Source organism: Acinetobacter sp. ATCC 27244 (assembly GCF_000156555.1).
In the GTDB taxonomy this organism is placed as follows: Bacteria; Pseudomonadota; Gammaproteobacteria; order Pseudomonadales; family Moraxellaceae; genus Acinetobacter; species Acinetobacter haemolyticus.
Genome location: NZ_GG665966.1, coordinates 25258 through 38301, shown reverse-complemented (window position 1 = coordinate 38301; position 13044 = coordinate 25258). Strand labels below are relative to the sequence as shown.

Annotated in this window: 16 protein-coding genes; 12 read left to right on the top strand and 4 right to left on the bottom strand. The window is 42.5% G+C overall.

All coding sequences use genetic code 11. The annotated features are described in order from the left end of the window. Window positions 1-59 precede the first annotated feature (59 nt). The gene (locus HMPREF0023_RS14450; protein ID WP_005085695.1) at window positions 60-980 is read right to left on the bottom strand and encodes a Dyp-type peroxidase; all 921 of its coding nucleotides are present in this window, start codon (window positions 978-980) and stop codon (window positions 60-62) included. 160 nt (window positions 981-1140) lie between these two features. On the opposite strand from HMPREF0023_RS14450, the gene HMPREF0023_RS14445 reads away from it, so the two are divergent. Then, a complete protein-coding gene (locus HMPREF0023_RS14445) occupies window positions 1141-1767 on the top strand; it encodes a LysE family transporter (RefSeq protein WP_005085693.1) in 627 nt (208 codons plus the stop codon). A 10-nt stretch (window positions 1768-1777) separates the two neighbouring features. On the opposite strand, the gene znuB is transcribed toward HMPREF0023_RS14445, so the two are convergent. Genes znuB through HMPREF0023_RS14430 form a run of 3 tightly spaced genes read right to left on the bottom strand, consistent with a single transcriptional unit; the run spans window position 1778 to window position 3849 of the window. Continuing rightward, window positions 1778-2587, bottom strand: a complete 810-nt coding sequence (gene znuB / locus HMPREF0023_RS14440; RefSeq protein ID WP_005092501.1) for a zinc ABC transporter permease subunit ZnuB — start codon at window positions 2585-2587, stop codon at window positions 1778-1780. Window positions 2588-2590: 3 nt separating this feature from the next. Continuing rightward, window positions 2591-3379: a zinc ABC transporter ATP-binding protein ZnuC gene (gene znuC / locus HMPREF0023_RS14435; protein ID WP_005085692.1), complete on the bottom strand. Its 789-nt coding sequence runs from the start codon at window positions 3377-3379 to the stop codon at window positions 2591-2593. After that, on the bottom strand, window positions 3352-3849 hold the full coding sequence (locus tag HMPREF0023_RS14430; protein WP_004637476.1) for a transcriptional repressor: 498 nt from the start codon (window positions 3847-3849) through the stop codon (window positions 3352-3354). The genes znuC and HMPREF0023_RS14430 overlap by 28 nt, the downstream gene beginning before the upstream one ends. A gap of 266 nt (window positions 3850-4115) precedes the next feature. Between HMPREF0023_RS14430 and HMPREF0023_RS14425 the strand changes: the two genes are divergently transcribed. The 11 genes from HMPREF0023_RS14425 to HMPREF0023_RS14375 all read left to right on the top strand — a co-directional run bounded on the left by HMPREF0023_RS14425 (window position 4116) and on the right by HMPREF0023_RS14375 (window position 12911). Then, window positions 4116-4955 carry a metal ABC transporter substrate-binding protein gene (locus HMPREF0023_RS14425; protein WP_005085690.1) on the top strand — a complete coding sequence of 280 codons (840 nt, stop codon included), beginning with the start codon at window positions 4116-4118 and terminating at the stop codon, window positions 4953-4955. Window positions 4956-5125: 170 nt separating this feature from the next. Then, on the top strand, window positions 5126-5524 hold the full coding sequence (locus HMPREF0023_RS14420) for an ATP synthase subunit I (RefSeq protein WP_004637479.1): 399 nt from the start codon (window positions 5126-5128) through the stop codon (window positions 5522-5524). A gap of 99 nt (window positions 5525-5623) precedes the next feature. Then, entirely contained in the window at window positions 5624-6499 is an 876-nt protein-coding gene (gene atpB, locus HMPREF0023_RS14415; protein WP_004637481.1) for a F0F1 ATP synthase subunit A, read from the top strand. A gap of 83 nt (window positions 6500-6582) precedes the next feature. After that, the gene (gene atpE, locus HMPREF0023_RS14410; protein WP_000424060.1) at window positions 6583-6828 is read left to right on the top strand and encodes a F0F1 ATP synthase subunit C; all 246 of its coding nucleotides are present in this window, start codon (window positions 6583-6585) and stop codon (window positions 6826-6828) included. Window positions 6829-6867: 39 nt separating this feature from the next. Next, entirely contained in the window at window positions 6868-7338 is a 471-nt protein-coding gene (locus HMPREF0023_RS14405) for a F0F1 ATP synthase subunit B (RefSeq protein WP_004637483.1), read from the top strand. Window positions 7339-7349: 11 nt separating this feature from the next. Continuing rightward, a complete protein-coding gene (locus HMPREF0023_RS14400; RefSeq protein WP_004637485.1) occupies window positions 7350-7886 on the top strand; it encodes a F0F1 ATP synthase subunit delta in 537 nt (178 codons plus the stop codon). Between the two features lie 42 nt (window positions 7887-7928). Further along, entirely contained in the window at window positions 7929-9473 is a 1545-nt protein-coding gene (gene atpA / locus HMPREF0023_RS14395) for a F0F1 ATP synthase subunit alpha (protein ID WP_004637486.1), read from the top strand. A gap of 77 nt (window positions 9474-9550) precedes the next feature. Next, window positions 9551-10420: a F0F1 ATP synthase subunit gamma gene (atpG, locus tag HMPREF0023_RS14390; RefSeq protein WP_004637487.1), complete on the top strand. Its 870-nt coding sequence runs from the start codon at window positions 9551-9553 to the stop codon at window positions 10418-10420. A 30-nt stretch (window positions 10421-10450) separates the two neighbouring features. After that, window positions 10451-11845, top strand: coding sequence for a F0F1 ATP synthase subunit beta (atpD, locus tag HMPREF0023_RS14385; protein ID WP_004637488.1), 1395 nt, complete (start codon window positions 10451-10453; stop codon window positions 11843-11845). Window positions 11846-11873: 28 nt separating this feature from the next. After that, complete coding sequence (locus tag HMPREF0023_RS14380; RefSeq protein WP_004637489.1) at window positions 11874-12293, top strand: F0F1 ATP synthase subunit epsilon; 420 nt, start codon at window positions 11874-11876, stop codon at window positions 12291-12293. Between the two features lie 138 nt (window positions 12294-12431). Next, window positions 12432-12911, top strand: coding sequence for a DUF2846 domain-containing protein (locus HMPREF0023_RS14375; protein ID WP_005085684.1), 480 nt, complete (start codon window positions 12432-12434; stop codon window positions 12909-12911). Window positions 12912-13044 lie beyond the last annotated feature (133 nt).

Here is a 13044-nt window from a genome sequence, read left to right as displayed (position 1 = left end):
GATTTCATCACATGAGAAAAAGGATGCTATGTCACTGCATTGACATAGCATCTGGTCATTCAGACTTCTAGAATTTCAGCTAACAGTTCATCACTAGGTGCAAAATAATAAGCACCATCTACCGCAGTGGTGAAGTGTAATAGACGATCATGGATACCATCTCCAGTGGTACCAAACATGCGTTTTAACATTTCATCAATGATGTTTAAGTTGTTGGTATATGCGACGAAGAATAGGCCTTGTTCACCCTTGCCATCACCATAAGGTAGGCTATGACGTAAAATTTCCATTTCTTCACCCGCATCATCTTCGACAACAGTACGAGCAACATGCGCATTTTCAGGCTTTACATCGTCATCAAGTTCGATTGATTCGAGTTTCGTCCGCCCAATCACATGTTCTTGTGCATCAACTTTGAGTTGGTGCCATTTGGCTAAATCGTGGACATAGCGTTGTGCAAAAATAAAACTACCATCCGCAAATACACCTGCTGAATCTGGGATGAGGGTTGCTTCTGCACGGTCTTCAGGGAATTGTGGGTTTTCCGTGCCATCAATAAAGCCAGTCAAATCACGGCCATCAAATTGGCGGAAACAAGCGCGCTCATCAAGCACTTCAACTTTATCTTGTATACCCGCAAAGAAGGCTTGGCTCATTGCAAAGCATAGATCCGCGCGGGCGCTGGCAATATGAATAAATACATCCGCAGGCACGACAGGCATATTAAATGCCCCTTGTTCAGGATTAAGTTGTTTAAAACCTGCGGGTGTTTCTGCGTAGAGTTTTGCCCAAAGTTCAGGACCAAAGGCAATTGCTGTTTTAATTTGACCATTTGGATGTTGGCTAATCAGGCGATCACGAGTTGAAAGTAGAGCATCAATCTGTTGTTTTAATTCAAGAATAGTTAAATCTTTTAAGCGCAAAACAATAAAACGGGCATGATCAGATGGTAGTGGAAGAATGACAGATTGAGCAGTCATTAAAAACTCCTTCATTATTTTTTAAAGGTCGGAAAATAAATCATTGTGCCTGATGTTGATTGAGCTTAAAAGTTTATTTGCTCAGTTTTATGGTCTTATCACATAAGATCATGGCAAAATAAAAACGGTATAATTCCACTTTTTATGTTGCCGTGTTGCTATGTCTTTACAAGTCTGGTTTGCGTTTATGTTGGCCTGCTGGGTGATTAGTATTTCACCTGGTGCGGGAGCAATTGTCTCCATGTCGAGTGGCTTAAATCATGGGTTTAAGCACGGGTATTGGAATGTGATAGGGTTGCAAATTGCATTGCTGCTTCAAATTATGATTGTTGCTGCGGGTGTCGGTGTATTGTTTGCGACAACACCTTGGGCGTTTCAGTTGGTGAAATGGTTTGGTGTTGCCTATTTACTTTACTTGGCGTATCAACAGTGGACAGCACCCATTCAAGCCATTGAGATTGAAAAAGAATACATCCACAAATCTGCTTCTGCTTTGATGTTTAAAGGATTTGTGGTCAATATGAGTAATCCCAAAGCGATTGTATTTTTATTGGCGGTGTTGCCTCAGTTTTTGGACTTAGGGCGACCACAGTGGTTGCAATATCTGATTATGGCGATCACCATGGTGACAATCGATTTGATTGTGATGGCGGGTTATACAGGGTTAGCTTCAAAAGTATTGAGATTATTGCGATCACCAAAACAGCAGAAATATTTAAATCGAAGCTTCGCGATGATGTTTAGCTGTGCTGCATTGCTACTTGGCGCAATCCAGCAATCCAATTAAAAAATGCGGATTAGCTTGTCTGTGACGATCTATTAAATTTTTGAAGCATAAAAATCACGGCGAAGATCAGCGCCATAAATAGGACAATACTTAAGCCGGTCGCGATATTTAATGCTGCACTTGACCATAAGCCAACTGTAATACCCAATTGTGCGAGTATGAATGCCCAAAGCACCATTTGTTTAGGCGAGTGAGCAAGAAGACGTGCGCTCAATGCTGGGATGACCAATAACGCACCCATGAGTAATGAGCCTACAGCGCGCAGCGCTAAGACCGTAAACAAAGCCAGAAGCAACATAAAAATTAGGCGTTGCCAATTGGCATTGATCCCTTCACTCATTGCGATATCTGGATCAATTGCGATTTGAATTTGTGCAGACCATGAACGATATAACACCACCAGTGCGATCATAATGACTACCGCAAAAATAGGTAAGTCTGACCATTCAATACTGAGTAGATCGCCAAATAAATAGCTTAATAACTCTGGTCTTAGGCTTGGGACTTGTTGAATCAGTAGTAAGCCAGCACAGAGAAGTGTGGCTGAACACAACGCCAGCAATGCATCATTAGGTAGCCGAGAATCATGAAGAACCCATAAGATGGCAACTAACAATAGCGCTAAAAAACCAACGCCTAACCAAAAAGGAAGACCCAAAATTCCTGCGATTGCGACCCCGAGCAACGTACCGTGAGCCATCGTATCTGCAAAGAAAGACATTCTGCGCCATAGCATTAGACAGCCGAGTGGTGCGGTCAAGAACACCAGTAATGTTCCCATAATCCAAGCGGGTAATAGCAGTTGTAACCATTCCATCATGGCTTAGACCTTTGGTTCGGGATGAATATGGGGGCGAGGGTCATGCGCACATGGCTCAGCATGATCACTATGCACACAGTGGTTATGATGGTGCTGGTAAAACATCCGTTGCGTCCCAAATATAGCTTGATACTCAGGATGCTGTTGGATACTTTCAGGTAAGCCACTACAACAAATATGTTTATTTAAACAAACCACACGATGTGTTCCTTGCATCACCCATTGTAAGTCATGTGAAACCATCAGTACTGCACAGCCATAGCGTTCAGGTAGGCTGCGAACATATTCATACAACTCTGCTTCGGATTGGATATCTAAACCTTGCATTGGCTCATCTAGAATGAGAATGTCAGGTTGACGTAATAATGCACGAGCTAGAAGAACACGCTGGCGTTCGCCTCCAGACAATTGTTGGACTCTAGATTCTTGTAATTTTGAGATGCCTGTATCGTGGATAATTTCTTGACGAAGACGTTTCTCGCAAAACTCTAAATCCAATAGGTCTTGAACACGAAGTGGTAAACTTGCAGATGGATTGAATTTTTGTGGGACATAAGCCATTTTTAACTTTTTCGAAAAATGAACTTTGCCTTTATTGGGAGACATGATGCCCAGTAATACTTTAATGAGAGTCGACTTTCCTGCGCCGTTTGGACCGATGAGCGTGACAATCTCTTTGGCATTTAAGTCAAAATCAACATTTCTCAAAATCTCTCGTTCATCACGTTGAACAGAGATATTCTCCAACTGGATGAGTGGAGTTGTTAGGGTGCTGTGCTGCACTGATGACATTTCCCAGAAATTTCAATAATGCTGTGCTGAGCAGTGAATTGATCGGAAGCAGCCAATTGATCAAGTTGCTGGATCAGTCCTTGAGCAGACGCCTCTTTAACCATATGGCATTCTGTACAAATTAGGAATGCAGCTTGATGCCCTTCACGTGGATGACAACAAGGGATATAGGCATTAATTGAGGTGAGACGGTGAATTAGGCCTTTTTCCAACAAAAAGTCGAGTGTGCGATACACCGTTGGTGGGGCAGCAGGACGATCAGCTTGGCCTTTTAATTTTGCCAACAAATCGTAAGCACCCATCGGTGCAGAGGCATTTAAAATGAGTTCAAGGACTTCTTTGCGTAAAGGTGTGAGCCGTGCACCAGTTGTGGTACACAGATATTCTGCTTCAGCAAGTCGTGCTTTGATATCATGATGACCATGAACACCGTGTAAAGCATTGTCATGTTCATGTGAACAAGAACTCATAAATGGACCTCATTATTAGCCAAGGGTCTATTGATCTTCACGCACACATTAAAAAGTGATCCAAGCCACTAGATTTAGCAAGCATCTAAAAAATAGAAATGTGTAGTGTGTTCAATAGACCCTACATCATACCATGCAATTCATTGGGAACTCACTATATAAGTCATACTTGTGATAGAAGCTGTGGCAAATATAGAAAATAGACATAGGCATTTTTGAACTTTTGTTATATTATAACATGCCTTGCCAAGTTGAGTAGTGTTGTAATGTTGCGCCTTGTTTTGTTCGTCACCTTTTCCTTATTAAGCACATGGGGCTGGACGCAAAGCTTAGTCGTGTCAACACAGCCAATTTATTTGATTGCAAAAGAAGTGACCAATGGTGTGGAAACGCCAACCCTTCTTTTAAGTGATCAGACGGGACATGATGTCCACTTAACGCCCGCACATCGCAAAATCATTCAGGATGCTTCCTTGGTGATTTGGTTGGGCAAGGCACATGAAGCACCATTAGATAAATTGTTAAGTCAGAATAGAAAAGCCATTTCACTTTTAGATGCGGGTATTTTGACAATTTTACCACAGCGTAGTTTACGTGGTGCATCATTGGATAATACAGTTGATAGTCATGTTTGGTTAGAACCTAATAACGCGGTTCGAATTGCATTTTTCATCGCGGCCCTACGCTCGCAACAATACCCAGAAAACAAAGCGAAATACACAGCCAATGCACGAGAGTTTGCGCAGCAAATGCGACAAACAGCGCAACAATATGAAAGTAGTCATAAGTCAAAGCCATATTGGTCTTATCATGATGCATATCAGTATTTAGAAAGAGCACTGAATTTGAAATTTGCAGGTGCTTTGACTGATGATCCACACATTGCACCAACAGCCGCACAGATTAAGTATTTGAATGACAATCGTCCAAAAACACAGATGTGTTTGTTGGCTGAAATTTCAGCGAATCAAAATGTCTATCGCAGGTTAAATCCCGTCATTTTTGAAACAGTGGATGAAAGCATGAACGGTGAGGACAATTTTATTGCTGCTTGGAAAAAATTGGCTTCAAAAACCGATAAATGCGTGATAAGTGTTCAAAATTGATCAAAAAAATAAAAATGCGTTGACTCTATCGTCAAAAAATATGGTAACGAAAAAAGCAGACTTAGGTCGATAAAAGATTGCATGTTCAGGGGTGTAACTCTATAATGCCAGCGATTCGAAACGATCATGATTAAAACTTGTCAAGCAGTTATGCTGTGAGTGGGTAAAAAATGAGCCGAACTAGTCGCTTGATTGACCGACGATTAGCAAAAGCTTTGGTCTTCTTACAAGCATGTATGATTCCAGTTGCAGCTTTGCTGGCATGGATGATAAATGATAGAACTGCTGCTTTGAGTGCTGCGCTTGGGGCCTCGGTTTGTTGGTTAGCATATTGTTATTTTGCTTGGCAGTCGTTCAGGACGGCTGGTGCTAGGGCATCAAAACAAGTCATGCTCAACATGTATCGGGGAATGCTCGGTAAGTTTGCGATTGTGATCGTGGGTTTTATTTTGATTTTGAGCAATGTTAAACCGCTGTCACCGGTTGCATTGTTGGGTGGATTTATTCTCGTTCAAGCAATGTCGTGGGTTGCGCCATTTTGGGTGTCACGATTGCAACAACGAGAATAGGGCACATTTAAAGATTTTTGGAGGGTAGAGTGAGATATTTGCAGTCCGCAATATTCATTTTTCCTCTTTTTAATGATTGACATTGACCAGGTGTGATTTATGGCTGCTGAAGAACATGCCCTGACTTCGACCGAGTATATCAAGCATCACTTGACCAATATGACCTATGGCAAAATGCCAGATGGGACATGGAAATTGGCTGAGTCTGCTGAAGAAGCTCAATCGATGGGGTTCACTGCAATTCACTTGGATTCAATGGGTTGGTCTATCGGACTTGGTATTATTTTCTGTTTGATGTTCTGGATTGTTGCGAAAGCTGCTAACGCAGGTGTTCCAACAAAATTCCAGTCAGCAATCGAGATGATTATCGAGTTTGTGGACTCAAGTGTCCGTGACACCTTTCATGGCAAATCACGTTTAATTGCACCATTGGCATTAACCATCTTTGTGTGGATTTTCCTCATGAACTTGATGGACTTAGTGCCTGTTGACTGGATTCCTGTCCTAGCTCAACAAATCGGTGCTCACGTATTTGGTATGGACCCGCATCATGTTTACTTCAAGATTGTACCGACTACAGATCCGAACATTACCTTAGGTATGTCGTTATCTGTGTTCGCCTTGATCTTGTTCTATAGTATTCGTGAAAAGGGTGTAGGTGGTTTTGTTGGCGAATTGGCACTTAACCCATTTAACCCAAGTAATAAATTTGCAAAAGCGTTATTGATTCCAGTGAACCTTGTATTGGAGTTAGTAACTTTCCTTGCTCGTCCAGTTTCGTTGGCTCTTCGACTGTTCGGTAACTTATATGCGGGTGAGTTGATCTTCATCTTGATCGCATTATTGCCGTTCTGGATCCAGTGGGCGTTATCTGTGCCTTGGGCTATTTTCCACATTCTTGTAATCACGTTGCAAGCATTTATCTTTATGATGCTGACCATCGTTTACTTGAGCATGGCAAGCGAAAAGCATTAATGGTATTGCCTAACTATCAGTTGATGGTTGGGCTTAAATTTTTAGTTTAATTTGGTAATAACCTAACCTCTGAGGAATTTTTCATGGAACTCACTTTAGGTCTAGTTGCAATTGCATCTGCTATCTTGATCGCTTTCGGTGCTTTAGGTACTGCGATTGGTTTTGGTCTTTTGGGTGGTCGCTTTCTAGAAGCTGTTGCTCGTCAACCAGAATTGGCTCCACAACTTCAAACTCGTATGTTCTTAATCGCGGGTCTTCTTGATGCTGTGCCTATGATCGGTGTTGGTATTGGCTTGTTCTTCATCTTCGCTAATCCATTTGTAGGTTAATAGCTTAATTCCTAAATCCACATATTGAGGAATAGCGAAATGAATATCAACCTCACATTGATTGGCCAAGCGATTGCATTTGCGGTTTTTGTCGCATTTTGTATGAAGTTTGTTTGGCCACCACTAATCAATGCGATTAGTGAGCGTCAGCGTAAAATTGCTGATGGCTTAAATGCTGCTGAAAAAGCGAAAGCTGACTTAGCTGATGCGCAAGCACAAGTAAAGGCAGAGATCGATGCAGCAAAAGCACAAGCGGCTCAATTGATCGAACAAGCGAACCGTCGTGCGGCACAATTGGTCGAAGAAGCGCGTACCCAAGCTGCGGCTGAAGGTGAGCGTATTCGTCAACAGGCGAAAGAAACTGTTGATCAAGACATCAATGCTGCTCGCGAAGAATTACGTCAACAAGTTGCTGCTTTGGCAGTTGATGGCGCAGAAAAAATTCTGAACCAACAAGTTGACGCAGAAGCTCATAATGCCATGCTGACTCAGCTGGCTGCTAAACTTTAAGCGAGGGAAATATGGCTGAACTCTTGACGTTGGCACGCCCATACGCTAAAGCAGCATTTGCTTATGCATCTGAGCAGAATGCAACTGACGCTTGGTCAAATGCGTTACAACTGCTCGGTGCTGCGGTGCAAGATGAAGCATTTTCCGCTTATTTAAATCGCCCTGAGCTGACTCCTGCGGAACAAGTAGGTCTTTTTGCGAAGGTTTTAGGTGAAGATCAATCTCAAGCAGTGTCAAATTTTCTGACACTTCTTGCAGATAACGATCGTTTAACGTTGTTACCTGAAATCGCAGCAGAATATGAATTACTTAAATCGCAGAACAACAACACCTTGGAAGTAGTGATTGAATCTGCTTTCCCGATGGACGCGAAGCAAGAGCATATTTTAGCTCATGCACTAGAAAAACGTTTTAACAAAACAGTTCAAATGACTGTGACCGTTAATCCGGCGTTGATCGCAGGTGTTGTGATTCGTGCAGGCGACCAAGTGATAGATGACTCTGCGCTTAACAAGCTTGAAAAAATGCGGACTCGTCTTCTTGCGTAATAGCAAAAAGACTGAACTTAAAAAAGATTGAGGAATAGCGCAATGCAACAACTGAATCCATCCGAGATCAGTGCGCTCATTAAACAGCGTATCGGCGATCTGGACACCAGCGCGACCGCAAAAAATGAGGGTACCATTGTTATGGTATCTGACGGTATCGTGCGTATTCACGGTCTTGCGGATGCCATGTACGGCGAAATGATCGAATTCGACGGCGGCTTATTCGGTATGGCACTGAACCTAGAACAGGATTCAGTGGGTGCCGTTGTTTTAGGTAACTACCTAAGCCTGCAAGAAGGTCAAAAAGCTCGTTGTACTGGTCGTGTATTAGAAGTTCCAGTAGGTCCTGAACTTCTTGGCCGTGTAGTAGATGCTTTGGGTAACCCAATTGATGGGAAAGGCCCTATTGATGCAAAACTAACTGATGCTGTTGAAAAAGTAGCACCAGGTGTAATTTGGCGTCAGTCAGTAGACGAACCTGTTCAAACTGGTTATAAATCAGTTGATACCATGATCCCTGTAGGTCGTGGTCAGCGTGAGTTGATTATTGGTGACCGTCAAACTGGTAAAACAGCAATGGCGATCGATGCGATCATCGCTCAGAAAAACTCTGGCATTAAGTGTGTGTATGTTGCGATTGGTCAAAAACAATCAACAATTGCAAACGTTGTACGCAAGCTAGAAGAAACTGGCGCTATGGCGTATACAACTGTTGTCGCAGCAGCGGCTGCTGATCCTGCAGCAATGCAGTATTTAGCTCCGTACTCTGGCTGTACAATGGGTGAATACTTCCGTGATCGTGGTGAAGATGCGTTAATCATTTATGATGATTTGTCTAAGCAAGCTGTTGCTTACCGTCAAATTTCATTGTTATTACGTCGTCCACCAGGTCGTGAAGCGTATCCAGGTGACGTATTCTATCTTCACTCGCGTCTTCTTGAACGTGCTTCTCGCGTTTCTGCTGACTATGTTGAGAAATTCACGAACGGCGAAGTTAAAGGCCAAACTGGTTCTTTAACTGCATTACCGATCATTGAAACTCAAGCTGGTGACGTATCTGCATTCGTACCAACCAACGTAATCTCGATTACTGACGGTCAGATCTTCCTAGAAACATCATTATTCAACGCAGGTATTCGTCCTGCTGTGAACGCGGGTATCTCTGTATCTCGTGTTGGTGGTTCTGCTCAAACTAAGATCATCAAAAAATTGTCTGGCGGTATCCGTACTGCTTTAGCGCAATACCGTGAATTGGCTGCGTTTGCTCAGTTTGCTTCTGATCTTGATGAAGCGACTCGTAAGCAACTTGAGCATGGTCAACGTGTAACTGAGTTAATGAAGCAAAAACAATATGCTCCATACTCAATTGCTGACCAAGCTATTTCTGTATATGCATCTAACGAAGGCTACATGGCTGACGTAGAAGTGAAGAAAATCGTAGACTTTGATGCTGCGTTGGTTTCTTACTTCCGCTCTGAACATGCTGCGTTAATGCAACAGATCGATGAAACTGGTGATTACAACAAAGACATCGAAGCTGCAATCAAAGCAGGTATTGAGAGCTTCAAAGCGACTCAAACTTACTAAGTTAAGCTTTAGTTAAGTTTGGTTCACGGATCAACCTTCGAAAGCTCGAAAGAGCTTTCGACTACTAGGTTAAGCGTATGGCAAATTTAAAAGAAATTCGCGCCAAAGTAGCTAGTATCAAGAGCACGCAAAAGATTACTCGCGCGATGCAAATGGTAGCTGCTTCTAAAATGCGTCGTGCGCAAGAGCGCATGGCTCAAGGCCGTCCGTATGCCGATAATATGCGCCGTGTAATTGCTCACTTGGTTCAAGCAAACCCTGAATACAAACACCGTTATATGGTTGAACGCCCTGTTAAGCGTGTTGGCTATATCGTGGTGTCTTCAGATCGTGGTTTGGCAGGTGGCTTGAACATTAACTTGTTCAAGAAAGTTGTGCAGCATGTCAAAGCACAACAAGAGCAGTCAATTGAAGTTGAATTTGCTTTGATTGGTCAAAAAGCGGTTTCGTTTTTTAAGAGTTACGGCGGTAAAGTGCTTGGTGCAACTACCCAACTTGGTGATACACCGAGTTTGGAACAGTTGACAGGTTCTGTTCAGGTGATGCTTGATGCATTTGATAAGGGTGAATTAGATCGTATTTACCTTGTGTCAAATGGTTTCGTCAATGCGATGACCCAACAACCTAAAGTTGAACAACTTGTTCCTTTGGCACCAGCAGAAGAAGGCGAAGATCTTAACCGTACTTATGGTTGGGATTATATCTACGAACCAGAAGCAGAAGAGCTGTTAAATGGTTTGTTGGTTCGCTATATCGAGTCGATGGTTTATCAAGGTGTAATTGAAAACGTTGCATGTGAGCAATCTGCTCGTATGGTCGCAATGAAAGCAGCGACAGACAACGCAGGACAATTGATTAAAGACCTACAACTCATTTACAACAAGCTGCGTCAAGCCGCGATTACTCAGGAAATTTCCGAGATCGTTGGCGGTGCCGCTGCCGTTTAACATTATTAAGTTTGAATTGAGGAGACAGCAATGAGTAGCGGTCGTATCATTCAGATCATCGGCGCGGTTATCGACGTCGAGTTTGAGCGCAATAGCGTTCCTAAGATCTATGACGCTCTCCAAGTTGACGGTACTGAAACTACATTAGAAGTTCAGCAACAGCTTGGCGATGGTGTTGTTCGTACCATCGCAATGGGTTCTACAGAAGGTCTTAAACGTGGCCTGAATGTAACTAGTACAAATGCACCGATTTCTGTTCCAGTAGGTCCTGCTACGCTTGGTCGTATCATGGACGTTTTGGGTCGTCCGATTGATGAAGCGGGTCCAGTTGCGACTGAAGAGCGTTTGCCGATTCACCGTGAAGCACCTTCTTATGCAGAACAAGCAGCTTCTACTGATCTTTTAGAAACAGGTATTAAAGTCATTGACTTGCTATGCCCGTTCGCTAAAGGTGGTAAAGTTGGTTTGTTCGGTGGTGCTGGTGTTGGTAAAACCGTTAACATGATGGAGTTGATCAACAACATCGCTAAAGCGCACTCAGGTTTATCTGTATTCGCTGGTGTTGGTGAACGTACTCGTGAAGGTAACGACTTCTATCACGAAATGAAAGATTCTAACGTTCTTGACAAAGTAGCAATGGTCTACGGTCAGATGAACGAGCCACCTGGTAACCGTTTACGCGTAGCGTTAACTGGTTTGACCATGGCTGAATATTTCCGTGATCAGAAAGATGAAAATGGTAAAGGTCGTGACGTATTGTTGTTCGTAGACAACATCTACCGTTATACACTTGCAGGTACTGAAGTATCAGCATTGTTAGGCCGTATGCCATCTGCAGTAGGTTACCAACCGACACTTGCAGAGGAAATGGGTGTTCTTCAAGAGCGTATTACGTCGACTAAGTCTGGTTCGATCACATCGATCCAAGCAGTATACGTACCAGCCGATGACTTAACAGATCCATCTCCTGCAACTACGTTTGCTCACTTGGATGCAACAGTTGTATTGAGCCGTGACATCGCTTCACAAGGTATTTACCCTGCGATCGATCCACTTGACTCAACTTCACGTCAGCTAGATCCATTGGTTGTTGGTCAAGAGCATTATGAAATTGCACGTTCTGTACAGAACGTATTGCAACGTTATAAAGAGCTTAAAGACATCATCGCAATCTTGGGTATGGACGAATTGTCTGAAGAAGATAAATTGGTTGTTTACCGTGCGCGTAAAATCCAACGTTTCTTCTCTCAACCATTCCACGTAGCTGAAGTATTTACTGGTGCACCTGGTAAATTAGTACCACTTAAAGAAACGATTCGTGGCTTTAAAGGTCTATTAGCTGGTGAATACGATCACATTCCAGAACAAGCGTTCTATATGGTTGGTGGTATTGACGAAGTGATTGCTAAAGCCGAGAAACTTTAATTAGCAACTCTAATTTAAGGAGATTCTCATGGCGACGATGCAATGTGATGTTGTAAGTGTGAATGAGTCGATTTACTCTGGCACGGTTACGATGTTAATCGCAAAAGGCGCAGGTGGTGAGCTTGGTATTTTACCAGGGCACGCACCACTTGTAACTTTGCTCCAACCGGGCCCGATTCGTGTTCAGTTGGAAAATGGTACAGAAGAAATCGTTTATGTATCTGGCGGTGTGTTAGAAGTTCAACCTCATGTTGTGACTGTACTTGCAGATACTGCAATCCGTGCGGACAACTTAGATGAAGCGGCAATTTTAGAAGCTCGTAAACAAGCTGAACAATTGCTCGCAAATCAAAAGAGTGATTTGGATTCTGCTGCTGCACTTGCTTCGCTTGCAGAAACTGCAGCACAGCTTGAAACGATTCGTAAAATCAAAAATCGCGCACTTTAATCAGTACCGATTTTCGATTGAAAAAGCCACCGTCAGGTGGCTTTTTTATTGGAAAATATACTGGAAACAAAATTCAAATAGTTCTCATTTTCATATAAAGTACTGCTCGCAACATATAACTTCATGAGAATTATCATAATGAAAATTTTACTTCCAGCCATTCTTGCACTGACATTTGTTGGTTGTGCTTCCGTACCGCAAGCAACACCGCAATTGTCTCAACAAGCAAAAAAACTTGATGCACCTACAGAAGGTAAAGCTGCGGTTTATGTTTACCGTTCAAATAGTGTGTTGGGTGCAGCACTCAAAAAAGATGTTTGGATTGACGGAGAGTGTTTAGGTGAAACTGCGCGTGGCACATTCTTCTTAAAAGAGGTGGAGGGTAACCAGAAACATACGATTTCGACTGAATCAGATTTTTCACCGAATCATTTGACATTGAATACAGAAGCAGGAAAACAATATTTTATTCAGCAATATATCAAACCTGGTGTAATCACAGGTGGCGCGAACCTGAAACAAGTAGATTTAGAGACAGGTAAAAAAGCGATTGCTGAGTATAAATTTGCACAAGCTGGAAAGTGTAGTAAGCAGAGTATTAGTTTGGATAAAAAGTAAATTAGCGATTTTGTAAATAATAACAACGCTTAATTCAGTTTTTAGCACCTTCAATATCAATCTTAGATTGTTTTGAAGGTGCTTTTTTATTATCTCGAAACATAATATGATGAATGCTTAACGATGAAGGGAT

Excerpts from the sequence above, each read along its gene's own strand:
- HMPREF0023_RS14450 (WP_005085695.1), bottom strand. The coding sequence starts at position 980 with ATGACTGCTCAATCTGTCATTCTTCCACTACCATCTGATCATGCCCGT.
- HMPREF0023_RS14445 (WP_005085693.1), top strand. The coding sequence starts at position 1,141 with ATGTCTTTACAAGTCTGGTTTGCGTTTATGTTGGCCTGCTGGGTGATT.
- znuB (WP_005092501.1), bottom strand. The coding sequence starts at position 2,587 with ATGATGGAATGGTTACAACTGCTATTACCCGCTTGGATTATGGGAACA.
- znuC (WP_005085692.1), bottom strand. The coding sequence starts at position 3,379 with ATGTCATCAGTGCAGCACAGCACCCTAACAACTCCACTCATCCAGTTG.
- HMPREF0023_RS14430 (WP_004637476.1), bottom strand. The coding sequence starts at position 3,849 with ATGAGTTCTTGTTCACATGAACATGACAATGCTTTACACGGTGTTCAT.
- HMPREF0023_RS14425 (WP_005085690.1), top strand. The coding sequence starts at position 4,116 with ATGTTGCGCCTTGTTTTGTTCGTCACCTTTTCCTTATTAAGCACATGG.
- HMPREF0023_RS14420 (WP_004637479.1), top strand. The coding sequence starts at position 5,126 with ATGAGCCGAACTAGTCGCTTGATTGACCGACGATTAGCAAAAGCTTTG.
- atpB (WP_004637481.1), top strand. The coding sequence starts at position 5,624 with ATGGCTGCTGAAGAACATGCCCTGACTTCGACCGAGTATATCAAGCAT.
- atpE (WP_000424060.1), top strand. The coding sequence starts at position 6,583 with ATGGAACTCACTTTAGGTCTAGTTGCAATTGCATCTGCTATCTTGATC.
- HMPREF0023_RS14405 (WP_004637483.1), top strand. The coding sequence starts at position 6,868 with ATGAATATCAACCTCACATTGATTGGCCAAGCGATTGCATTTGCGGTT.
- HMPREF0023_RS14400 (WP_004637485.1), top strand. The coding sequence starts at position 7,350 with ATGGCTGAACTCTTGACGTTGGCACGCCCATACGCTAAAGCAGCATTT.
- atpA (WP_004637486.1), top strand. The coding sequence starts at position 7,929 with ATGCAACAACTGAATCCATCCGAGATCAGTGCGCTCATTAAACAGCGT.
- atpG (WP_004637487.1), top strand. The coding sequence starts at position 9,551 with ATGGCAAATTTAAAAGAAATTCGCGCCAAAGTAGCTAGTATCAAGAGC.
- atpD (WP_004637488.1), top strand. The coding sequence starts at position 10,451 with ATGAGTAGCGGTCGTATCATTCAGATCATCGGCGCGGTTATCGACGTC.
- HMPREF0023_RS14380 (WP_004637489.1), top strand. The coding sequence starts at position 11,874 with ATGGCGACGATGCAATGTGATGTTGTAAGTGTGAATGAGTCGATTTAC.
- HMPREF0023_RS14375 (WP_005085684.1), top strand. The coding sequence starts at position 12,432 with ATGAAAATTTTACTTCCAGCCATTCTTGCACTGACATTTGTTGGTTGT.